We start from the raw sequence: 21,557 nt of genomic DNA on the forward strand, positions 1-21,557 counted from the left end.
GGTCTGCAGTTGCTTGAAATAGCCATCGAGGGTGCCGAGGTTGGAGGAAATGAAGCCGATGGGATTATTGATTTCATGGGCGACACCCGCCGCCAGTTGCCCCAGCGAGGCGAGTTTTTCCGACTGCACCAGTTGGCTTTCCAATTGTTTGCGCTCGTCGATTTCCCGCTGCAATGCTTCGCTGGCCTGTTTGAACTGGGCCGTGCGCTGATCCACCAGATGCTCCAGATGGCTCATCTGGATAGACGCCCGTTCGGTCATGTCCCATTTGGTGAGCAGGGTGTTGGCCATCTGCTGGACTTCGATATTGTCGAACGGTTTTTTCAGAATCAGCAGGCGGTCGTGGGCGTGCAGGCGCTCCAGCAGTTCATCCCACGAATAGTCGGAATAGGCGGTACACACCACCACTTGCAGGCTCGGGTCTTCCTGCCACAGGTGTTCGATGGTCTGTGCACCGTCCCAGCCCTCGGGCATGCGCATGTCGACGAAGGCCAGGGCGTAGGGGCGGTTTTCCTGTAAGGCCTGGACGAGTTTGCCCAGGCCCTCCTGACCGCCGTAGGCCGAATCCAGTTCGAACAGCGGTTGGGTGGATTTCACTTCGCTGCCGAACAGCGCGGCCTCCATTTCGTCCAGTTCCGCATGTTTGGCCGATGTCGGGGTGAGGATCTTGCGAAAGTCATCATGGATGGACGGGGTGTCGTCGATCAGCAGAATGCGGCGGTTTGATAGGTCGCTCATGCTTCCTCCATGACGGGGTTCAACGGGATCTGCAAGGTGAACAGGGCGCCCTTGCCCGGCCCGTCGCTGTGGGCGGTGAGGTGGCCGTTCATTTCGATCGCGGCCAGCGCGCAGCTGTGCAGGCCGAAGCCGTGGCCTTCCTTGCGGGTGGTGAAACCGTGGGCAAAGATCCGCGTCATGTTTTCCGGCGCAATGCCTTCGCCGTCATCCTTGACGCTGATTTGCAGGATCGTGTCCTCGACGACTTTTACCCCAAGGGTGATCTGTCGGGCTCGGTTGCTGAGGTCGGACATGGCGTATTTGGCGTTGCTGATCAGGTTGATCAGGATCAGCAACAAGCGGTGCTTGTCGCCCATCACTTGCGGTACGTCGCCGTACTCCTTGACCACCGTGACGTGATGCCGGGTCAAGGCGCCTGCGTTCATGCGCAGGGCGTCCTCGAGCAATTCGCTGATGTACAGCGGTTCCACCAGGTTGTTGGCCCCCGCGTAGGACTGCTGGGTGGCGACGATGTCTTTGATGTGATCGACGCTTTTGCTCAACTGCGCGAGTTCCTCGGCCATGCCTTGCTGTTCGAGGGCAATCGCCTCCACCAGTTGATTCAAATAGCCGGGCAGTAACTTTCCTTTCTCRTTCTGGGTCAGAAAGGTCCCGAGGTCGCTTTGATGCTCGTTGATCAGCTGCATCGCCTTGCCCAGCCCCTGGGCCTTGCTGCTACGCAGCCGACGGCTGACAAGATCGGCCGAGATGTTCACGCTGTTGAGCACGTTGCCGACGTTGTGCAGCACGTTGGTGGCGATTTCGGCCATGCCGGCCTGACGCGCGGTGTCGAGCAATTCGCTCTGGGTATCCTTGAGTTCGCGGGTGCGCTCTTCGACCCGTTGTTCGAGGACTTCGTTGGCGGTTTGCAGTTCCTTGTTGACCCGCTGAGTCTCCCCGAAGCTGCGCATCAGGCGAATCGCCAGGTACACCAGCACCAGCACCAGCAGCGTCGAAAACACCAACATGTAGAAGTGGTAGCGCTGGTCGATGGCATCGGATTGCTGCTGGTCTTTGTTCAGCAGGCCGGTAATGTCGTCCAGTCGTTCGGCCACGGGAATGGCCTCGATGTTTTCCAGTAACCGATTGACTACCGGTTGCTCACGCAGGATCAGGGTGACGTGGTTACTCAAAATATCGATCGGGCTGTGAAACTGCTCCGGCAATCGTTGCTTGTTAACCCCCAGTTTGTTCATCCCCAGCAGAATATCCGCCGCTTTATCGTCGGAGGTGACCTGGGCGAATTCCAGGCTGCTGAGCAGCAGGTCGTAAGTGTCGGTGGCGATGTTCTGCAGTTGCAGCTTGTCTTCATCGGGCAGTTGGGCAAGCGGTTGCTGGATGTCGTCTTCGGCCGTGGGCAGGAACGCCAGTGAGTTGCGCAGCACCGCGTTGTGGGATTTGAATTGCTCCACCAGCCGGGTTTTTTCCTGGATGGCGGCAAGGTATGCCTCATGACTGGCACGCCAGGTCGGCGTGTCGTTGCGGCCGTGATTGGACTCCATGCTCTCGAACCGCTGCCACAGGCGCGTCATCTCGCTCAGCGGTGTCACCAGTGGATCGTAGTTGTGACTGATGGCGATCCTGGCCTTGAGAATCTCGGTTTCCCATTGCGCGTTCAACTGTTTGATCCGACCGATCAAATCCCGGGATTCGGCGTAGGTCGACGTCTCGTTCGAGCTGGACTTGAGGTACAGGAACAACAGCGTCGAGGCCAGCAGCACGGCCACGGCTGCGAGCAGTGCCAGGTTGCGACGGGGGAATGTTTTCATAAAGGTTTGCCTCCCCATTCACCGGTCAGGGTCTTGAGGAATTTGATGATCAGGTCCTTGTCCTTGTCGGAGGGCACACGACCGAGCTGGAACTTGAACATCACGTCTACCGCTTCTTCGAGGGTTTTAGCCGAGCCGTCGTGAAAGTACGGCGCGGTCACCGCGACATTGCGCAGGCTCGGCACCTTGAACACGTTGCGGTCCTCTTCGGCCTTGGTGACCAGATAGCGGCCCAGATCGGCTTCGGTGGGGTTGCCACGAGCCTGAAAGTAATCACCCATGACCCCGAATTTCTGGAACATGTTGCCGCCGATGTTCACCCCCTGATGGCAGGCAATGCAGCCGTAGTCCTTGAAACGTTGGTAACCGTACTTCTCGTCAGTCGTGAGGATCTCGGTATTGCCCGACAGGTATTGGTCGAAGCGCGAGTTGGCACTGATCAGCGTGCGCTCGTAGGTGGCCAGGGCACTTTGCACATTGTTCATGGTGACGCCGTCCGGGTAGGCCTTGGTGAAAGCGTTTTTGTAATCCGGGTCGGCGGAGAGCATCTGGACCACTTGTTCCCAATGACTGCCCATTTCACTAGGGCTCTGCACCACTTCGTGGGCTTGGGTTTCCAGAGAATCGGCGCGGCCATTCCAGAATTGCCGGAAGTTCAAGCTCGCGTTGAACACGCTCGGGGTATTGATCGTCAAGGGATCGCCCTTGAAGCCAGTGGACAACGCCTTGTCGTCGGCACCGCCGATTTCCAGACGATGGCAACTGGCGCAGGACAGGCTGTTGTTGACCGACAGCCGTGGTTCGTTGAACAACCGGCGACCGAGTTCGACTTGCAAGGGATTCTGCTCGGGCACTGCGGGCAAGGGTTTGAGCGGTTCGTCCAGCGGTGCGCCACTGGCTATCAGACAACAACCGAGTAGAGGCGCAAGGAGCAAGTAGCAGAAGGAACGTGACATCTTGTGATTCCTTGGCTCAGGGCCTGTGTGTCGTTGCACATCGTTCAGGAGAGGGGCTTTACGGAGGTCAGGTATTGCACGAAGGCGTCCGGCTCCACGGCTTTGCTGAAGTAGTAACCCTGGCCTTCCTCGCAATGGAGCGCCTTGAGAAAATTCAGTTGTTCGAGGGTTTCCACCCCTTCGGCAATGACCGTCAGATTGAGGCTTTTGCCCAGGCTGATGATGGCGCCGACCAGAGCCGCGTCGTTGCTGTCACGGCCCAGGCCACGARTGAACGATTGATCGATTTTCAGTACATCGATGGGAAACCGTTGCAAGTAACTCAGGCTGGAATAGCCGGTGCCGAAGTCATCGATGGCCAGCCGTACCCCCAATGCCTTGAGCCGACTCAGCGCGACCATCGTGGCATCGACATTCTGCATCAATACGCCTTCGGTGATTTCCAGCTCGAGCAAGGCCGGGTCCATGCCTGTGTTCTGGAGTATCTGTTCGATGCCGTCGACAAAATCCCGCTGGCGGAAATCGATGGCCGACACGTTCACCGACATGCACAGATTCGGCAGGCCCTTTGCCTGCCAGGTACGGGCTTGCCGACAGGCCTGGGCCAGCACCCATTTGCTCAACGGCACGATCAAGCCGCTGTCTTCGGCCACTGCAATGAAGTCTGTCGGGTAGATCCAGCCGTGCCCCGGTTTTTGCCAGCGGATCAACGCCTCGGCGCCGACCACCTTGCCGCTGCCCAGGTCGAGTTTCGGTTGGTAGTGCAGGACAAACTCGTTCCGCTCCAGTGCCAGGCGAATCCCCGACTCGATGGTCTGCTGTTCCCGCGCGCGCTGGTTCATCTCATCGATGAAAAAGCTGAAATCGTTGGGGCCGCTTTCCTTGACGTTGCGCATCGCGGTTTCGGCTTTCTTGATCAGTGCGATGGCATCGAAACCGTCATCGGGATAGATGCTGATGCCCAGGCTGGCCGTCACGCTCAAGTCGTGCCCGGCGACGTGCTGGGGCGCACGTATGGCGTTCAACAGTTTTTCGGCGATGCCCTTGGTCTGTTGGGGGTGGTGGATGTCGGCCAGGATCACCACAAATTCGTCGGAGCCGTAGCGAAACACCGAGTCGGAGGCGCGCACGCAGGCCACCAGGCTTTGCCCGACACGCTTGAGCATCTCGTCACCGGTCGGGTGGCCCAACGCATTGTTGATGCGCTTGAAGCGGTCGAGCCCCAGAAACATCACCGCCAGTTGTTTGTCATGGCGTCTGGACAAGGCCAGGGACTGGTTCAGCCGGTCACCCAGCAAGGTGCTGTTGGGCAGCTCGGTCAACACGTCGTACTGCAACAGATGAGACACCTTGAGCAGTTCATGGACCCGGGCTTCGATGGTTTGCTCAAGGCTCAGTACTTTCATCGCCGCGTCCTGCGCCATCTGCCACTTCCAGGTCAGGGCGCTGGCCATCTGGCGGATTTCCAGGCTGTCGAAAGGTTTTTTCAACACCAGCAATTGATCGCCGAACTCCAGCCGTTCGGCCATGGCTTCCCAGGTGTAATCGGAGAACGCCGTGCACAGCGCGATTTGCAGGTTAGGGTCGACCTTCCAGAGCCGCTCGATGGTTTCCAGACCATCCCAGCCAGGCGGCATGCGCATGTCGGTGAACGCCATGGCGTAAGGGCGACCTTCTGCCTGGGCCCGCTTGACCAGTTTGAGTGCTTCCTGGCCCTGATAGGCGGAGTCGAGCTGGAAGACCAGCCGAGTCGTTTGCGGGGTGTCGAACAGCGCGGCTTCAGTGCCGGCGAGGGTGAGTTCATCGTCGGTATCGGCGCCCAGGATCTTGCGGAAGTCCTCATGGATCGAGGGCGTGTCATCGATGATCAGAATGCGCCGGTTGGCCTGGATGAACGGAGTTTTCATTCCTTGTCCTCCGTGGCACGTTGCGAATCACCCGGCATTGCTCCGGGATTGTGATTCGCGCACACGATGCTCCCGGCTTTCAACAGTTCGGCGGCCTGCTGGCTGCTGACCGCTTTGCTGAAGTAGTAGCCCTGGGCATTCATCGGTGAACCGGTGGCCATCAGMGAAGTACGTTGCTCCTGGGTTTCGACACCTTCGGCGATGATGCCGATCCCGACGTCGCGGGCGAAATTGATAATGGCCCGCAAGGTGGTGGCGCTGGCCGCGTCGTGGGCGGCGGTGTCGATGAACGCCTGAGCGAGTTTCAGGTGATTGACCTGGTAAGTCTTGAGGTAGTCGAACGAAGAGTATTCGGTGCCGAAGTCATCGATGGCGATCTTCACCCCCAGCTCACGCAGGCGTGGCAGGATATCGTTGTGCGTCCACTTGGTCTGGGCCAGGGTCGCTTCGGTGACGTCGAAACGCAGGTCCCACGGGCACAGATCCCAGCGGGCAGTGGTGCGCAACACGTCATAGATCAGCTCGGGACCACTCTTGAGCTGGGCCAGGGACAGTTTTATCGCCACCACCGGTGGTGCCATGCCTTCATCGCGCCACTGGTGCATTTGCCGACAGGCGCGCTCCAGCACCCAGTGACCGAGGGCGATGATGATGCCGGTCTTTTCCGCCGCGGGCAGGAATGCGGGGGCTTCCAGTAAACCGCGTATGGGGTGATTCCAGCTGACCTGCGCTTCCATGCCGAGGATCTTGCCACTGCTCAGGTCTACTTCCGGCCAGTAACGCAGTTCGAGCTCGTCGCGTTCGATGGCGGTTTTCAAGTCGTTGGCGATGGTCATGCGCTCGACCACTTCCTGATTGATTTCCTCGGAATGGAAGTGGTACTGGTTGCGGCCCTTTTCCTTGGAGCGATACAGCGCCATGTCGGCCTGGGTCAACAGGCTGTCGGCGCTGAGGCTGACCTGGGCGTAGCTGCTAATGCCGATACTGACCGAGACCCGCACGTCGTTGCCGGCCAGGGAGTAGGGCAGCACCAGCGCATCGCGGACCTTGGCGGCCAGGGCTGCTGACTGGGTCGGATCGCCGACGTCCAGTTGCAGGATCGCGAACTCGTCGCCCCCCAGACGGGCGACCACGTCGTTTTCCCGCACGCAGGTTTTGATCCGTCGGGCGACCTCCTGCAGCAACAGGTCACCCACCGGGTGGCCCAGGGTGTCGTTGATGCGCTTGAAGTGATCCAGGTCCAGGTAAAACATGGCGAACGGGGTGGCCCCGCGCCGGGCGGCGGCGAACGCCTGATGCAGGCGCTCGATCAGCGTCGCGCGGTTGGCCAGCCCGGTCAGCCCGTCGGTGCGGGCCAGCAGGGCGATCTTTTCCTCGGCCAGTTTGCGTTCGGTGATGTCGATGATGATGCCTTCGACTTCCAGCAAGCGGCCTTCATCGTCGCGCACCGGGATGTAGCGGTTTTCGACCCAGCGCCAGTCACCGTCGCCGGTGCGCATCCGGAATTCGATGGAAGCACCGGCTGCATGGCGGTCCAGCACCCGCGCCATGGCGGTGTCGACTTTCTCTTGATCGTCGGGATGGATCAGCTCCTGAGCCCAGTTGGAAGAAGCCACCAGGGCCGCCGCGATGTGGCCGTATTTGGTGATGTTGTGGGAGATATACATCAACGGAAACGACGGTTCGCCCCGCAGCCGATACAGAATGGTCGGGCTGTTCTGCACAATGATGTTGGCGTCGGACAGCTCCCGGGTGCGCTCCTCGACCGCTTGCTCCAGCAGGGACATCTTCAGTGCCGCGTCTTCGGTCATTTGCCACTTGGCGGTCAATGCGCTGGCCATCTGGCGGATTTCGATGGCATCGAACGGTTTTTTCAGGATCAGCAGGCGATCGCCCAGATCCAGGCGCTCGTCGATGTCTTCCCAGGAATAGTCGGAATACGCGGTGCAGAGCGCTACTTGCAGCTTGGGATCGACCTGCCACAGGCGTTCGATGGTTTCCAGGCCGTCCCAGCCCGGCGGCATGCGCATGTCGATGAAGGCCATCGCGTAGGGTGAGTCATTCGCCAGCGCGGTCTCGACCTTGTCCAGCGCCTCACGGCCCTGAAACGCGGATTCGATGATAAAACCTTGCGACGATACCGACACGGGGGTGCCGAACAGGGCGTTTTCAGCGCTGGCCAGACTGTCGTCTTCGATCGATGACGGGCTGAGAATCTTGGCGAAATCCTCGTGGATCGACGCGGTGTCGTCGACGATGAGAATCCGACGATTAGTCCGCGCAAGCAGCGTATTCACTGACATGCGCCTGTACCGACAGCAGTTTGGTGCGATGAGCTCATAGAGGGTATCCCTTCCCTGAGTGCAGGACGGAGCGGGCATCGTTTGGATCCGAGTGACCTGAGCATAGTCGTCCGGTCGGATATTCGCCCGGTTGACTGAAACGAATCATTTGCGGAGTCGGTCGGAAAATCATCTAGCCTGTAGCTCAGGCTCGGGAAAGTCAGAGGAAGTTTTTTCGCGCCTGACATAAAGAGGCTGGTTTCACTTGAGGTATCGCCATGGAAGAGCAGCTCCCCACGACTGTGACCGATAAACCCACGTTACTGCTGGTCGACGATGAGGAGTCGATTCTCAACAGCCTGCGCCGCCTGCTGCGCAGCCAGCCCTACGAGGTGCTGCTGGCCACCAGCGGTGCCCAGGCCCTGGAAATCATGGAGCAGCGGTCGGTCGATCTGGTGATGAGTGACGCGCGAATGCCTAATATGGACGGCGCCACGCTGCTGGCCCACGTCCATCAGCGCTACCCGCTCAACACCACCCTGGAAAAACACGTCGCGGCCCGCACCAGCGAGCTGCAACAGACCGCTGACATGCTGGACCTGGCTTACGAAGAGCTCAAACGCAGCTATGTCACCGGCACGGAAGTGTTTTCGTTGCTGGCCAACCTGCGCCTGCCACCTGCCAAGCAGACCAACCGGCAGATCATCGAACTGGTGCGGGTGTACTGCAAACTCCATCACCTGGACGAAGCCACCAGTCGAGACCTGACCATGGCGGCGGCGCTCTACAACATCGGTAAATTGAGCTGGACCGACAGCATGATGAGCACGCCTTCGGATCTGCTGCATCACAATGACCGCGAGCGCTATCGGGGTTATCCGAAGCAGAGTGAGTCGCTGCTGATGACGCTCGACCCGATGAAAGATGCCGCGCGGCTGATCCTGCATCACCAGGAGCGTTGGGACGGCAGCGGTTTTCCCGATCGGCTCAAGGGCGAGGCCATTCCGCTCGGTTCACGGTTGCTGAAACTGGCGGTGGATTTCATCGAGTTGCAGCGTGGGCTGATCCTCGAACGGCAGATGAACAGCGATGAAGCCCTGGTGTATATCCGCCAGTACGCCGGTCGGCTCTATGACCCGGAACTGGTGGAGGATTTCATTAAGGTCTGTGCTGCTTACCTGAGCGATGTGACGCTGGCCGATCCGACGGTCAAGGTGCTGACCACCCGGGACTTGGCGGCGGGCATGATCCTGGCGCGCAACCTGAATGCCGACAACGGCATGCTGCTGCTCAATGCCGGCAAGGTGTTGAACGGGCCGCTGGTGGAGAAGCTGATCGCGTTCGAGGCGATGGAAGGTGCCAAGTACAGCATTTTTGTGAAAGTGCCGGAGGAAGTGGCGATTCTCGAGACGAGTTGAGTCTGTAGGAGCGAGGCTTGCCCGCGAAGAACGATGACGCGTAGTACCTGAAAAAACGCGGTTCATTCTTCGCGGGCAAGCCTCGCTCCTACAGGGAGGCTGCGGAAATTTTTTTCGGCGTGACGAAAAGCCGGCGCTCATGTGATCCTTGCGCCTTTACCCAAGGCCAATCCTGATCCATGACGCTTTCATCCGCCGCTTCGCCCCGCATCATCCACATTGCCGCTGCCCTGTTGATCGGCCCCGACGGTCGCACCTTGCTGGTGCGCAAGCGCGGCACCCAGGCGTTCATGCAGCCGGGGGGCAAGATCGAGGCTCATGAGCAACCGGTCCACGCCCTGGCCCGTGAGCTGGAGGAGGAATTGGGACTGGTCATCGATCCGGCGCACGCCACCTACCTGGGGCCATTCTCGGCACCGGCCGCCAACGAGCCGGGTTTTGTCGTACTGGCCGAACTGTTTCAGCTGACCATCGATTCTGACGTTTGCCCGGCGGCGGAAATCGAAGAGGTGCGCTGGATCGACCCGGCCACCGACGGCGATCTCACGCTGGCGCCATTGACACGAGACCTGATCTTGCCGTTTTATCGAGCTTCACTGATCGAAACCGCCTGATCACCCAGACCCTCTGACTTCAAGGACAGGATGCCCATGATTCCACTTCAAGACTTGCTGATTTTTGCCGCCGCGGCGTTGCTGATGGTACTCACGCCGGGGCCGAACATGATCTACCTGATCTCCCGTTCCATCTGCCAGGGACGCAAGGCCGGGGTGACGTCATTGCTGGGTGTGGTCGCGGGATTTCTAGTGCACCTGTTCGCTGCTGCAGCGGGTTTGACCGCGGTGTTCATGGCCGTGCCGGTGGCCTACGAGGTGCTGAAGTGGGCCGGTGCGTTGTACCTGATGTGGCTGGCCTGGCAGGCGGTCAAGCCCGGTGCGCGTTCGCCGTTCGAGGCGCAGCAGTTGCCGGCGGACTCGTCACGCAAATTGATCACGATGGGTTTTCTCACCAGCGCTCTGAACCCGAAGATCGCGGTGTTTTATCTGTCGGTGTTTCCGCAGTTCATTTCCCCTGAGCACGGTTCGGTGTTCAACCAGAGCATCATCCTCGGCCTGACCCAGATCAGCGTGAGCTTCAGCGTCAACCTGCTGATCGCGCTGTTCGCCGCAGGCATCGCCTCCTGGTTCGTCAACAACCCGAACTGGCTGGCGATGCAGCGCTATTTCATGGGCTTCGTCCTGTCCGGGCTGGCGGTGCGGTTGATGTTTGAGCAGCGGCGAGTGGCCTGAACATGTGGATTCAGCGGCTTGATGCCAGTCATGCCCTGGATTATCGGGCGCTGATGCTCGAAGCCTACGACTCGCATCCCCAGGCGTTCACTTCCAGCGTGCGCGAGCGCGCCACGATGCCGCTGGGGTGGTGGGAGTCGCGCCTGACCAGCAAGCTGGACCGGGTGCTCGGGGCGTTCGAGGAAGGGGAACTGGCAGGCATCGTCGGCCTGGCCTTCGAGTCTCGGGAAAAGGCCCGGCACAAGGCGACGCTGTTTGGCATGTACGTGACCGGCAAGGTGCRCCAGCGCGGGCTCGGTTATCAACTGTTACAGGCGGCGTTGGCTGAAGCGCAGAGTCATCAAGGCCTGAGGCTGATCCAGCTGACCGTCACCGCCGGCAACGAAGCCGCCTTCAGGCTGTATCAGCGCTGCGGCTTCGTGCAGTTTGGCCTGGAACCGTTGGCGGTGCGGGTCGGCGAAGACTACTTCGACAAGATCCACATGTGGCGCGAGATCACCCCTGAGCCTTGATCGTTCTATCGGACGGCACTAACCCCATCCAGCGTCGAAAACGACGTGTCCTTGGCCGTCAGCAAAAAGTCGCGCATGTACGGCGCATCCAGCATGTCGGCGCGGATCCCGGCATACAACGTCGCAAACAAGCCTTTCTCCCCCAGTCGCTTGGCCTTCACATAACCCCGTGAACTGTACTCATGCAGCGCCCAATGGGGCATGCCGCAGACACCGCGACCGCTAGCCACCAGTTGCATCATCATCACCGTCAGTTCCGAGGTGCGCACCTGCGCCGGTTCGATGTCGGCCGGCTCCAGGAAGCGGGTGAAGATGTCCAGCCGATCGCGTTCCACCGGGTAGGTGATCAAGGTTTCCGTGAGCAGGTCTTCGGGCACGATGTACGGTTTGCTCGCCAAGCGGTGTTGGTTCGCCACCGCGAGCATGGCTTCGTAGGTGAACAACGGCACGTAAGTGATGCCCACCAGTTCCAGCGGATCGGAGGTCACCACCAGGTCCAGGTCGCCTCGGGCCAGCGCCGGCAGCGGGGCGAAGGAGAAGCCCGAGGCCAGGTCCAGCTCGACTTCCGGCCAGGCATCGCGGAACTGGTCGATGGTCGGCATCAGCCACTGGAAGCAACTGTGGCACTCGATCGCCATGTGCAGACGCCCCGCCGTGCCACCGGCCAGCCGTGCAATGTCGCGCTCGGCACTGCGCAGCAACGGCAGGGTGGCGTCGGCCAGTTGCAGCAGGCGCAAGCCGGCACTGGTGAAGCGCACCGGTTTGGTCTTGCGCACGAACAGCGGCATGCCCATGCGTTCTTCCAGCTCCTTGAACTGGTGGGACAGCGCCGATTGGGTCAGGTGCAGGCGGTCGGCTGCATCCACCAGGCTGTCGGCTTCGCGCAGGGCGTGCAGGGTTTTCAGGTGACGGATTTCAAGCACCGAGGGCTCCATGAGGAAAACTTGTGATCAACACGAAAAGGTTGAGTTTGTCTCATGTTGGCTGAGCTGTCGACAATAGCAGCATGTTTTACAGCATCCTTTATAGAGAGAAATTCACYATGGCCCTGGCCCACACACTTGGTTTTCCGCGCATCGGTGCCGACCGCGAACTGAAAAAAGCCCTCGAAGCCTACTGGAAGGGCGATCTCGATCAGGACGCCCTGAACAGCGTCGGCCGCCAACTGCGCGCCACCCACTGGCAATTGCAGAAAGACGCCGGCATCGACCTGCTGCCCGTCGGCGACTTCGCCTGGTACGACCAGGTACTGACCCATTCCCTGACCTTCGGTGTGATCCCCGAGCGTTTCGACAGCGTCAAGGATGAACGCGGCCTGCCGACCCTCGACACTCTGTTCGCCATGGCGCATGGCGCCACGGCGGCCTGCTGCGGCAGCGAACACGGCACCGCGCAATACGCCCAGGAACTGACCAAGTGGTTCGACACCAATTACCACTACCTGGTCCCGGAATTCAGCGCCGACCAACCATTCAAACTGAGCTGGGAACAGCTGTTCGATGAAGTCGAAGAAGCCAAGGCCCTCGGCCACAACGTCAAACCGGTGATCATCGGCCCGCTGACTTACCTGTGGCTGGGCAAAGCCAAAGGCAACGACTTCGACAAGCTCGACCTGCTGGAGCGCCTGCTGCCGATCTACGGTGAAATCCTCGRCCGCCTCGCCGCCCAAGGCGTGGAGTGGGTGCAGATCGATGAGCCGATCCTGACCCTCGACTTGCCACAGGCCTGGAAAAACGCCTTCGAGCGCGCTTACCACATCCTCCAATACTCGCCACTGAAAAAACTCGTGGCCACCTACTTCAGTGGCCTGGAAGACAACCTCGGGCTGGCCGTCGGCCTGCCTGTACAAGGTTTGCACATTGACGCGGTGCGTTCGCCGGATCAGCTCGGCCAGGTTTTGGATCGACTGCCGACCTACAAGATTCTTTCGGTGGGGCTGGTCAACGGCCGCAACGTCTGGCGCTGCGAACTGGAGCAAGCCCTGGCACAACTGCAATTTGCCCAGGAGCGCTTCGGCGATAACTTGTGGGTCAGCAGTTCCTGCTCGCTGCTGCACAGCCCGGTGGACCTTGCGCGTGAAGACAAACTCGACCCCGAACTGAAAAGCTGGCTGGCGTTTGCCGTGCAGAAGTGCGGTGAGATCGCCGTGCTGCGCGATGCCCTGAACGATCCGCAAGCGCCCAAGGTGCAAGCCGCCCTGGCTGAAAGCCGCGCCATTCAGGCCAGCCGCGCCCAATCGCCGCGTATCCACAAGGCGGATGTCCAGGCCCGCATCAACGCCATCGGCGCGGCAGACAGCCAACGCCATTCGCCGTTTGCCAAACGGATCGAGCAACAGCGCGCGCGCTTGCAGCTGCCGGCATTCCCGACGACCACCATCGGCTCGTTCCCGCAAACCGGTTCGATCCGCCTGGCTCGTCAGGCCTTCAAGCAAGGCAAACTCTCGGCCAACGATTACACCGATGCCATGCACAGCGAAATCCGCCACGCCGTGAAAATCCAGGAACGCCTGGGGCTGGACGTGCTGGTGCACGGTGAAGCCGAGCGCAACGACATGGTCGAGTACTTCGCCGAGCAACTGGACGGCTACCTGTTCACCCGTTTCGGCTGGGTCCAGAGCTACGGTTCGCGCTGCGTCAAGCCGGCGATCATCTACGGCGACCTGAGTCGCCCGAACGCCATGACCGTCGACTGGATCACCTACGCGCAAAGCCTGACCGACAAGATCATGAAAGGCATGCTCACCGGTCCCGTGACCATGCTGATGTGGTCGTTCCCACGTGAAGACGTCTCGCGCAAAATCCAGGCGCAGCAGTTGGCGTTGGCCCTGCGTGATGAAGTGGTCGACCTGGAAGCTGCGGGCATCAAGATCGTCCAGATCGACGAAGCCGCGTTCCGCGAAGGCCTGCCGCTACGCCGGGCGCAATGGCAGGAATACCTCGACTGGGCGGTGGAAGCGTTCCGCTTGAGCGCCTCCGGTGTGCGTGACGAAACCCAGATCCACACCCACATGTGCTACAGCGAATTCAATGACGTGATCGAGTCCATCGCGGCGATGGACGCCGACGTAATCACCATCGAAACCTCGCGCTCGGACATGGAATTGCTGGAGGCCTTCGAAGCCTTCGACTACCCGAACGACATCGGCCCGGGCGTCTACGACATCCACTCGCCCCGGGTGCCGGACACGGCCGAGATGGTCAAGTTGATGAGCAAAGCGGTGAAGCGCATTCCTGCCGAGCGGTTGTGGGTAAACCCCGATTGCGGGTTGAAGACCCGGGCCTGGCCGGAGACTGAGGCGGCGCTGGTGAACATGGTGGCGGCGGCGCGGCAGTTGCGCAGTCAGTTGGCCTGAATCCTGCGGCGCCTGTTCTGGCGCCTTCGCGAGCAAGCCCGCTCCCACGGGGGAGAGGTCGATCACAGAAGTTGTGTACGACATCAATCCTGTGGGAGCGGGCTTGCTCGCGAAGCAGGCGACTTGGTCTTGAATACGACCGCTCAGTACCCTAGCCGTAGGTCACCGACTGTGTGAACACCAGCGAAACGGGATAGTTGCCATACAAGCCTCTTACGCTGAGCTGGTGTGTGCCAGAACCCACTCCAAAAAGGACAGACTGCCAGAAGCCATTAGTGCCCACGTAAACGCGGTCCTGAACGACGATCCCATTGAGCAATATCTGCACCATTGCACCGGGCGCGGCAACGCCATTCACGCTGATACCGGTCGTCCTTGTGTGCTGGTAGTCATACAGGCTCTGACCTCTTGCATTAAGCGCCAGTAATATGTGCGGTCTGACGGGAGCCGGTTCGGGTGCCAATACACTGAATGTCCACAGGTTCGAGGTTCGCCCTGTGGGTTGCTCCATAACGGTAAGTCGATAAAACGACGAGGCCGTTACTGTGACGGTGTAACTCCAGTTGCCGCTGTCGGGCACTTTGAATGAGTCGATGGGTTTCGGGACATTATCGTTTTGGAACAGTGTAAGTGTGCTATCCGGTTTACCCGTGCCGGACAACGTCACGCGATTGGTTTTGGTGCTGCCGCCGTTGGGAATCGAAGCGTTTGTATTGGCATCGATCGCTCTATTGATGAGCAGACTCCAGGTCTTGTTCAGGAGTGTTAACTCACGAACAGGGAAAAACGTGTCGACGCCACCCTTGTTGTTGAAGTTCGCAATCGAAAGCCCCATCACCTGACCGCCATCCTTGAACAGTTCAAGTTGCTGACGGTTGATGACTCCGCTCAACCCACTTGTCACATGATCGGCAGTAATCACGCCATCGAACAATATGATGGGATGATCGGCTCCCGCCGTATTGCTTCCACCCAAGGCCACGCGCATTCGGGTCCCTATGGCGATAAATAGCCAGCGCGCCAGACTCCAGCGCGCATCGCCTTGAAACGTGCTGAGGTCCAGCGTCTTGTGATCCGGCGCTTGTGCAATGCTGAGGCTCGGAAACACGATGGCTTCATCGGGTACAGCGGTGACTTCATAAGTGGTGACGCCGGAGTATTGGTCAGGTAGTTCGGGCTGGGACACACGGTATCGAAGTTTCATGAAGTGACGCAGGTTGGCGGGCACTGTCGTCAGTGGCAATTCGATCAGTAGCGTACCGTTGGCGTTACCTGGCTGCGTGGCCACGACAGGGCTGCCCAAGCCGGCGCGGCCAATCACGATCAGAGCGATACGATGGGCGGCGGACATGCCTTTATAGGTGATTTCGACGGTCGTGCTTTTTTCGGTAAGCCGCGGATTGATTCGGTTGCCGGAGGACACCTCAACGAGCGTTGGAGGCGGGAGCTCCAGAGCCACATCCCCAACGCGTAACTCCAGTTCGGGCGCCGTCAGCGGCAGTGCTCGGTTACGTTCAATGTACCAGTCGATACGGATGACCTGGTGGTTCAGCGAGTCGATCAGTTCGAACGTCAATCTGAACTCAATGTCCTTACCGATGTGAGCGGCGGTAATGGGTAGCGAGTCGACCCAGACGAGTCTGTCGTCAGCGGTCCACACCTGAAGGTAAACCGTGTCGCCGACCTGGGTATGGGCCTTTGCCGGGCAAATGGCCGGAGTGCCGAAGGGAATATCCTTGGGATCGAGTACACCGTTTTCGTCCTTGCCGACATTGACGACATCCAAGGTGTCTTGGACGGGGCCGATGTGCAAAAGCAAAGCATGAGATTCCAGGGGGGCGAGGTGATTTTCCCCGGTTACGGTGTAAGTAGCCTTGAATGAGCCACTCAGGTACGTGTCAAAGTGCCTCGTGTCGATCTCGAACGGCACGATGATTCCCGCCCCTGGGATCACCATCGAACGAGTGACAAACCTCTCTTCTATTTGCAGGCGAGTGGTGCCACCTGCGCTCGTGCTCAGACAGGTCAACGTTACCTTATCGCCAATTTCAAGCCCCTTGATGTCCGGGCCGACATACACAACTGTCTCTGCAAGGTCTGGCGACAGTACGCCGCCATGGGCCTGGGGGGCTGTAGGGGCGGGCCCGCGATATTTTTCGCCGATCAGCTCGGGAGAGTACGGGTAGGACGGCGTGCGGATCTTCTCGCCTTTCTCGATTCTGATGCGTTCGTAACTCAGCGTTATGGTCGCAGGGGCGAGTTGCTTCACGACCGCATAGGGAATTCTGTAACTGACGAGCAATGGCTTGGCAGGCCCTATCAATTCAAGAACGGATGATGGGACAAAAATCGTGATGTCCTGATCAATCTCTTCGGGCTTGATCACGTAAGCGACGAGCTGATTGCCTACAGTCATCAAAACTGTGTCCCCCGGGCTCATGATCGGCCAGCGCGGAATGATGAAATCAACGCCTCTCTCAACCATCGCCTGATCGATAATCGATGGGAATTCAGGGGCTTGCAAAGGCACTCGTTCGCTGGAGTTGCCCGTCGGATCGAGGCTGTCCGGGAAGGTCGGCTTGAACCATACGACGATTCCGTCCGAGGACTCGGGGCCATTGCCGCTGGTGCGCTCGACGGTGTACCACAACCGGTGGATGCCCGGTCTTTCAATGGCGCCTCTGGGAATGAAACTGAGTACGTCCTGGTTGTTGTGATCGGAAGGGACCACGACTGTCTTGATCAGGGTACCTTCCTCTGTCGGATCCGGGACCTGGCCCGGCTCAAGGCGTTTGCCCATGTACAGCCGTATCGTGTCTTGCGCCGCCATCAATTCGTAGGAGTGGAAGAGAATCAGCCAGCCAATTCCGGCGCCAGCCGTTTCGTCAGCGTTGACCCCGTACGATGCCACGGGGTAGTCGACCTTGTGCCAGCCAGGAATCAGGGCAGGATACAGATTGAGTATTCCATACTGCGTAAATACCCCCTCTGACTTGATCTCTGCGAAGGGATCGACCGGTTGCTGCGGGCTTTCGTGTTGCAGTGCGGCCAATTGTTCTGCTGTAAAAGCGCTCATAGCATGCTCCGATTTTGAGATGGTGCCTGAACCGCTGGGCATTGGTGCGTCAGAGGATTGAAGGCTCGAAGCTGGCGGCTGGCAACTGTCATAAATAACAGGCTGAGGTTGTTTTCCGATGAGCGGTGGGCCCGCATGCCCCACAACCGTTCAGCACTCTTCATCAAACTGTCACGTAACTGTGGCAGCGCGCTTGAACAAACTTCATCAGACTCGCGCTCTACTGGAGTTCTGCGTTTCGGTGTTTTTCATGCGTGCACGATTTTTATCCACAGCGGTCTTTCTGATCGCTGTGTTGTTCAATTTCCCGTCTTTGGCGGCGTCTCGTTGCGATGTCAATGTTCCGACCGAACGGGTCGATCTGGATCAGGTGAGTCTGGCGTATCAGAGCATCGGCCGTGCGTCCGACCCTGCGTTGTTGCTGGTAATGGGCCTGGGCGGGCAGTTGATTCACTGGCCGGATGAGGTAGTGGTCGCGTTGTGTCAGCAGGGTTTCCGGGTGATTCGCTATGACAATCGCGATGTTGGCCTGTCCACTTGGCGCCAGGCACCGGCCGAGGCCAACCTGACGTTCGAAGTGCTGCGCTACAAACTCGGTTTACCGGTGGCCGCGCCTTATACGCTGACCGACATGGCCGACGATGCACTGGGGTTGATGGACGCGTTGCACGTCGAGCAATTTCACGTGCTGGGCGCCAGCATGGGCGGGATGATCGCCCAGCATCTGGCGGCGATGGCGCCGCAGCGGGTCGAGAGCCTGACGTTGCTGATGACCAGCTCGGGTGCCGAAGGCTTGCCGGCGCCGAGTGCGGCGCTGGTGCAGTTGCTCGCGCGACGCAGTGCGCCGAATCGTGAAGTGGCGCTGGAGCAACAGGCTGATTTGCTGGCGGCGCTGGGCAGTCCTTCGGTCACTGATGATCGGCAGGCGTTGCTGCATCAAGCGGCGCTGTCTTATGACCGGGCGTTTAACCCGGAAGGCGTTAAGCGCCAGATCACGGCGATCCTTGCCGAGCGCAGTCGTGTAGATCTGCTCAACCAACTGCGCGTGCCGACGCTGGTGGTTCACGGCACCGCTGATCCGTTGTTGCCGGTGATGCATGGCGTGCATCTGGCGGCACACATTCGTGGCAGTCAGTTGAAGTTGATTCCGGGGCTGGCCCATCGTTTTCAGGAAGCGTTCAAGGCACCGTTGCTGGCGGCGGTGTTGCCGTATTTGCAGGCCCATCGCGAAGATACTTCGCACTGGGCGCAGATTGATCCGGTGGCAACTCCCAATCTTCTGTAGTTCCCAATCCAAATGTGGGAGCGGGCTCTTGTGGCGAGGGAGCTTGCTCCCGCTGGGCTGCGAAGCAGCCCCAATCCTGCACAGGCTGCTCAGTCTCAGGTAATCCGCATTGACCTGTTTACGACTGCTGCGCAGCCGAGCGGGAGCAAGCTCCCTCGCCACAAAAGCGCCTCAACTACAGAGGAAGCTGTTTTACGTTGGGACGAAGTTATCGAGCATCCGGTTCACCGCCAGTTCACCCAGCATGACGGAGTTCTGGATGCCGAGCACGGTATTGCGCTGCGGGCCGTTCAGCTGCCCCGCGAAATCACTCAACATCACGCTCGCCGCCGCTAGGGACTCGCAGGCGTTGACCAGTAGGGTTTCGTTATCGGCGTTGGGTGCGACGAGGTAAAGGGTGCTGGGTTTGCGTGGGGTGTCTTTGGGAATGACCGGTTTGAGGTAGTAATCGAGGGCGCGCTCGGCGGCTTCGTTGAGCTTTTTGGAGTCTGGGGTTTCGTAGGGGGAAACGTCGTCGGTTTCCGGTGGATTTGGCGTGATCTTGAACATTGAACTGGAGCTCCTGTTAGTAGAGCTGCAACTCATCTCGCTACTAAACGGAATGGGTGGCAGCTGTGCGCAAGTTAGTAGACCGGCCTCCAGTCAAAACCAGGAAGTAACGCTAAACAGAACTAAACACGTCTGCCCAAACACCCCAAAACCTGTGGGAGCGGGCTTGCCCGCGATGGCGGTGTGTCAGTCACCGCAGATGTCGTCTGGGCCGTCATCGCAGGCAAGCACGGCTCCCACACAGGCTCAGCCTGCGGGCATATCGTTCAAACTTTCTCCTCCTGAAGACATATCAATGTGCCACTACAGTTTTTGCCGATGCTGCCGACATAAGCAGCATCGTTAATAATCATAGGGACTTGATCCATGAATCTTCACGTTCTACGCACCTGGGCAGCACTGATGTTGTTCGCCTGCCTGACCCTCACCGGTTGTGCCCACGTGCAACCTCCAGTACCGCTGGACCAGCAGTTCTGGGATGCCAAAGAACCGACTATTGGCGTGGCGATCACTGTGGTGCCCGAGCCGGTGCTGGCATTGACCGGCAATCAGGGGCTTCTCGATTACGCCATCAACAAGGGCGTTAACAGCAAGCTCAGTGACAACGTCGCAAAATGGCAAGTGGGCGACCTTCACACCTTGCCGGATGTCCTTGTCGCCAAGCTGCAGGCCAAGGGTTACAAAGCCAAGCGGATCAACGAGCCGGTCGACCTGAATGCGTATAAGGAAACCAGTTTCCGCGAAGGCTACATGACCCGTGACATGACGCCGGTCAAGGCCGCCTACGGCGTCGATCGTCTGCTGCTGGTGAATGTCTACGCCACCGGTGCCACCCGCAGCTACTACAGCGTTGTGCCGACCAGCGTACCGATGGCGCAGGTGGGCGGACAGGGCATGGTAATCGATCTGGCAGACAACAAACTGCTGTGGTTCAAACCCTTTGTCGCTACGCAAGCCGCCCAGGGCGAATGGGACGAGCCGACCTATACCAACTTGTCCAACGCGTTCTATCAGGCTATGGACAATAGCCGTCAGCAAATGATCACCCCGTTCGCGCAATGACGCGCCTGCCCATAGTGGCGGGTGCGCTGGCCCTGCTGATGCTGACGGGGTGTGCGCAAAAACCGGCTCCTGAGGCCGGTTTCAAGGACCAGAGTGCCTTGCCTTACATCCAGGCCCACGGGCTTAAGGTCGACGTGCAGTTGCCGCCATCCTTTGTGGGTGCCAGCACCGTGATTGACTCGCAGGCCGCTTTGAAGGCTGCGTCGTCGAGTCATAATCTGGTGGCCAGTTCAGGCAACGGTGCCGGGCTTGCCGGTTTGCTGGTGGCCAGCCTGATCAACACCCAGATGGGCAGCGGCAGCTTGCAGCGCGATGCTGAAAAAACCGCGCTCAACGAGGCGCGACCGATGGCCGACTTGCTTGCAGGCGTTCCATTGCAGGAGCGCCTGCAACAGCGCTATCAACAGGCTTCGCAAGCGGCCGGGTTCAAGCAAGGAGAAGGGCAGGTCACCGCACGCCTGGTGATTGAGCCCAAACTGATGCTTACCCCCGATCGCGGCAGTTTCGTGCTGATCAATCAGGTGCAGGTCCAGGATATTGCCGGTTCGGCGCTGTATCGCATGCGGATCGAAGTCGTCAGCCAGCCGATTCGGCGCTGTGGCAAGCAGTGCATCGACGACGGTGACCTCGATTTGGCGAAGGTCACGGCGGTGCTCGACGAGTGTATCGATGAATCGATGCGGGTTCTGGCCACTGACCTGATGCAGCCGACACCGCCAGCGACCGCCCAGGAAACCTTGCGTTATAACCTTGATGGCCAGCGAGTGGTCGAGCGTGGTTATCAACTGGCCAACAACGGAAACTATTGGCGTTATCGCAACCTCTACGGGGCGGTGAAATCGGTGCCGGTGCCGTTTGAGGATGCGTTGACACCAACGCAGTTGCAGAAGGTTTACGGGCAGTAACCACTTACACCTGCAGGAGCCGCCTTCGCAGCTCCTGCAGGTGTATTCAAATGCAGCAGGCCGCGATTTTTTTGAATTTAGCCGTGCAGGCGCACCCACACGCTGACCAGCACTGTCGCCGCCATCAACCACGCCACTGCCGCCACCGCCAGCGAAGCCTCCAGCCGCATCCGGTCGACCATCACATACAAGGTCGCCAGATAGACGAAGTACGGAAAGATCGACCACATGCCAAACACGATGGTGGTCTTCAGATCATCCAGTGAACGCCCTTTGCCGACGATGTAATGAGCGATCAGCGCAAAGGTCGGAAACAGCGGCACCAGGCCTGCGATGTAATAGTTTCTGGTCTTGGCCAGCATGGCGAGGATCACCACCACCGCCGCGCCCAGGGTTGCTTTGAAAATCAGGTCCA

The 21,557-nt window shown here is 59.4% G+C and carries 17 protein-coding genes; 8 read left to right on the forward strand and 9 right to left on the reverse strand.

Annotation, left to right across the window (positions count from 1 at the left end; translation table 11 throughout):
* From AC1DLB_RS13340 to AC1DLB_RS13360, 5 genes are all read right to left on the reverse strand, one after another.
* Positions 1-738, reverse strand: a 738-nt coding sequence (locus tag AC1DLB_RS13340; protein WP_477785105.1) for a response regulator, incomplete at its 3' end; no start/stop codon positions are given.
* Entirely contained in the window at positions 735-2,546 is a 1,812-nt protein-coding gene (locus AC1DLB_RS13345; protein WP_064616300.1) for a DAHL domain-containing protein, read from the reverse strand. The genes AC1DLB_RS13345 and AC1DLB_RS13340, both read right to left, overlap by 4 nt.
* Positions 2,543-3,502 (reverse strand): cytochrome-c peroxidase, encoded by a 960-nt coding sequence (locus AC1DLB_RS13350; protein WP_018926634.1) that lies wholly within the window; start codon positions 3,500-3,502, stop codon positions 2,543-2,545. The genes AC1DLB_RS13345 and AC1DLB_RS13350 overlap by 4 nt, the downstream gene beginning before the upstream one ends.
* 44 nt (positions 3,503-3,546) lie before the next feature.
* Entirely contained in the window at positions 3,547-5,409 is a 1,863-nt protein-coding gene (locus tag AC1DLB_RS13355; protein WP_477785106.1) for a putative bifunctional diguanylate cyclase/phosphodiesterase, read from the reverse strand.
* On the reverse strand, positions 5,406-7,712 hold the full coding sequence (locus tag AC1DLB_RS13360) for a GGDEF/EAL domain-containing response regulator (protein WP_018926632.1): 2,307 nt from the start codon (positions 7,710-7,712) through the stop codon (positions 5,406-5,408). Before AC1DLB_RS13360 ends, AC1DLB_RS13355 begins: the two co-directional genes overlap by 4 nt.
* Positions 7,713-7,969: 257 nt before the next feature.
* Between AC1DLB_RS13360 and AC1DLB_RS13365 the strand changes: the two genes are divergently transcribed.
* The 4 genes from AC1DLB_RS13365 (at position 7,970) to AC1DLB_RS13380 (ending at position 10,910) form a co-directional block, all read left to right on the forward strand.
* A complete protein-coding gene (locus AC1DLB_RS13365; RefSeq protein WP_477785107.1) occupies positions 7,970-9,109 on the forward strand; it encodes an HD domain-containing phosphohydrolase in 1,140 nt (379 codons plus the stop codon).
* A gap of 179 nt (positions 9,110-9,288) precedes the next feature.
* A complete protein-coding gene (locus AC1DLB_RS13370) occupies positions 9,289-9,723 on the forward strand; it encodes an NUDIX hydrolase (RefSeq protein ID WP_457327289.1) in 435 nt (144 codons plus the stop codon).
* Positions 9,724-9,759: 36 nt separating this feature from the next.
* A complete protein-coding gene (locus AC1DLB_RS13375) occupies positions 9,760-10,398 on the forward strand; it encodes a LysE family translocator (RefSeq protein ID WP_064616303.1) in 639 nt (212 codons plus the stop codon).
* Positions 10,399-10,400: 2 nt separating this feature from the next.
* Positions 10,401-10,910 (forward strand): N-acetyltransferase family protein, encoded by a 510-nt coding sequence (locus AC1DLB_RS13380; RefSeq protein WP_477785108.1) that lies wholly within the window; start codon positions 10,401-10,403, stop codon positions 10,908-10,910.
* Positions 10,911-10,915: 5 nt separating this feature from the next.
* On the opposite strand, the gene metR is transcribed toward AC1DLB_RS13380, so the two are convergent.
* Positions 10,916-11,833: a transcriptional regulator MetR gene (gene metR, locus AC1DLB_RS13385; RefSeq protein ID WP_018926627.1), complete on the reverse strand. Its 918-nt coding sequence runs from the start codon at positions 11,831-11,833 to the stop codon at positions 10,916-10,918.
* A gap of 119 nt (positions 11,834-11,952) precedes the next feature.
* Here metR and metE point away from each other — a divergent pair, with 119 nt between their 5' ends.
* Positions 11,953-14,265: a 5-methyltetrahydropteroyltriglutamate--homocysteine S-methyltransferase gene (gene metE / locus AC1DLB_RS13390; protein ID WP_477785109.1), complete on the forward strand. Its 2,313-nt coding sequence runs from the start codon at positions 11,953-11,955 to the stop codon at positions 14,263-14,265.
* A 151-nt stretch (positions 14,266-14,416) separates the two neighbouring features.
* On the opposite strand, the gene AC1DLB_RS13395 is transcribed toward metE, so the two are convergent.
* Positions 14,417-17,341, reverse strand: a complete 2,925-nt coding sequence (locus AC1DLB_RS13395) for a hypothetical protein (RefSeq protein ID WP_477785110.1) — start codon at positions 17,339-17,341, stop codon at positions 14,417-14,419.
* A 250-nt stretch (positions 17,342-17,591) separates the two neighbouring features.
* Between AC1DLB_RS13395 and AC1DLB_RS13400 the strand changes: the two genes are divergently transcribed.
* A complete protein-coding gene (locus tag AC1DLB_RS13400) occupies positions 17,592-18,626 on the forward strand; it encodes an alpha/beta fold hydrolase (RefSeq protein ID WP_477744524.1) in 1,035 nt (344 codons plus the stop codon).
* Positions 18,627-18,818: 192 nt separating this feature from the next.
* On the opposite strand, the gene AC1DLB_RS13405 is transcribed toward AC1DLB_RS13400, so the two are convergent.
* The gene (locus AC1DLB_RS13405) at positions 18,819-19,175 is read right to left on the reverse strand and encodes a DUF6124 family protein (RefSeq protein ID WP_064616307.1); all 357 of its coding nucleotides are present in this window, start codon (positions 19,173-19,175) and stop codon (positions 18,819-18,821) included.
* A gap of 366 nt (positions 19,176-19,541) precedes the next feature.
* Here AC1DLB_RS13405 and AC1DLB_RS13410 point away from each other — a divergent pair, with 366 nt between their 5' ends.
* Together AC1DLB_RS13410 and AC1DLB_RS13415 are read left to right on the forward strand one after the other, a co-directional pair.
* Positions 19,542-20,237, forward strand: coding sequence for a hypothetical protein (locus AC1DLB_RS13410; RefSeq protein ID WP_064616308.1), 696 nt, complete (start codon positions 19,542-19,544; stop codon positions 20,235-20,237).
* The gene (locus tag AC1DLB_RS13415; RefSeq protein ID WP_111454730.1) at positions 20,234-21,142 is read left to right on the forward strand and encodes a hypothetical protein; all 909 of its coding nucleotides are present in this window, start codon (positions 20,234-20,236) and stop codon (positions 21,140-21,142) included. Before AC1DLB_RS13410 ends, AC1DLB_RS13415 begins: the two co-directional genes overlap by 4 nt.
* A 77-nt stretch (positions 21,143-21,219) precedes the next feature.
* Here AC1DLB_RS13415 and AC1DLB_RS13420 read toward each other — a convergent pair whose 3' ends face one another.
* Complete coding sequence (locus AC1DLB_RS13420; RefSeq protein ID WP_173861185.1) at positions 21,220-21,549, reverse strand: GlpM family protein; 330 nt, start codon at positions 21,547-21,549, stop codon at positions 21,220-21,222.
* Positions 21,550-21,557 lie beyond the last annotated feature (8 nt).

It is taken from the genome of Pseudomonas sp. 05N434 (genome assembly GCF_056396965.1).

Coding starts and splice junctions, on each gene's coding strand:
- AC1DLB_RS13405 (WP_064616307.1), bottom strand. CDS start 19,175: ATGTTCAAGATCACGCCAAATCCACCGGAAACCGACGACGTTTCCCCC.
- AC1DLB_RS13415 (WP_111454730.1), top strand. CDS start 20,234: ATGACGCGCCTGCCCATAGTGGCGGGTGCGCTGGCCCTGCTGATGCTG.
- AC1DLB_RS13395 (WP_477785110.1), bottom strand. CDS start 17,341: ATGAGCGCTTTTACAGCAGAACAATTGGCCGCACTGCAACACGAAAGC.
- AC1DLB_RS13370 (WP_457327289.1), top strand. CDS start 9,289: ATGACGCTTTCATCCGCCGCTTCGCCCCGCATCATCCACATTGCCGCT.
- AC1DLB_RS13400 (WP_477744524.1), top strand. CDS start 17,592: ATGCGTGCACGATTTTTATCCACAGCGGTCTTTCTGATCGCTGTGTTG.
- AC1DLB_RS13350 (WP_018926634.1), bottom strand. CDS start 3,502: ATGTCACGTTCCTTCTGCTACTTGCTCCTTGCGCCTCTACTCGGTTGT.
- AC1DLB_RS13375 (WP_064616303.1), top strand. CDS start 9,760: ATGATTCCACTTCAAGACTTGCTGATTTTTGCCGCCGCGGCGTTGCTG.
- AC1DLB_RS13410 (WP_064616308.1), top strand. CDS start 19,542: ATGAATCTTCACGTTCTACGCACCTGGGCAGCACTGATGTTGTTCGCC.
- AC1DLB_RS13365 (WP_477785107.1), top strand. CDS start 7,970: ATGGAAGAGCAGCTCCCCACGACTGTGACCGATAAACCCACGTTACTG.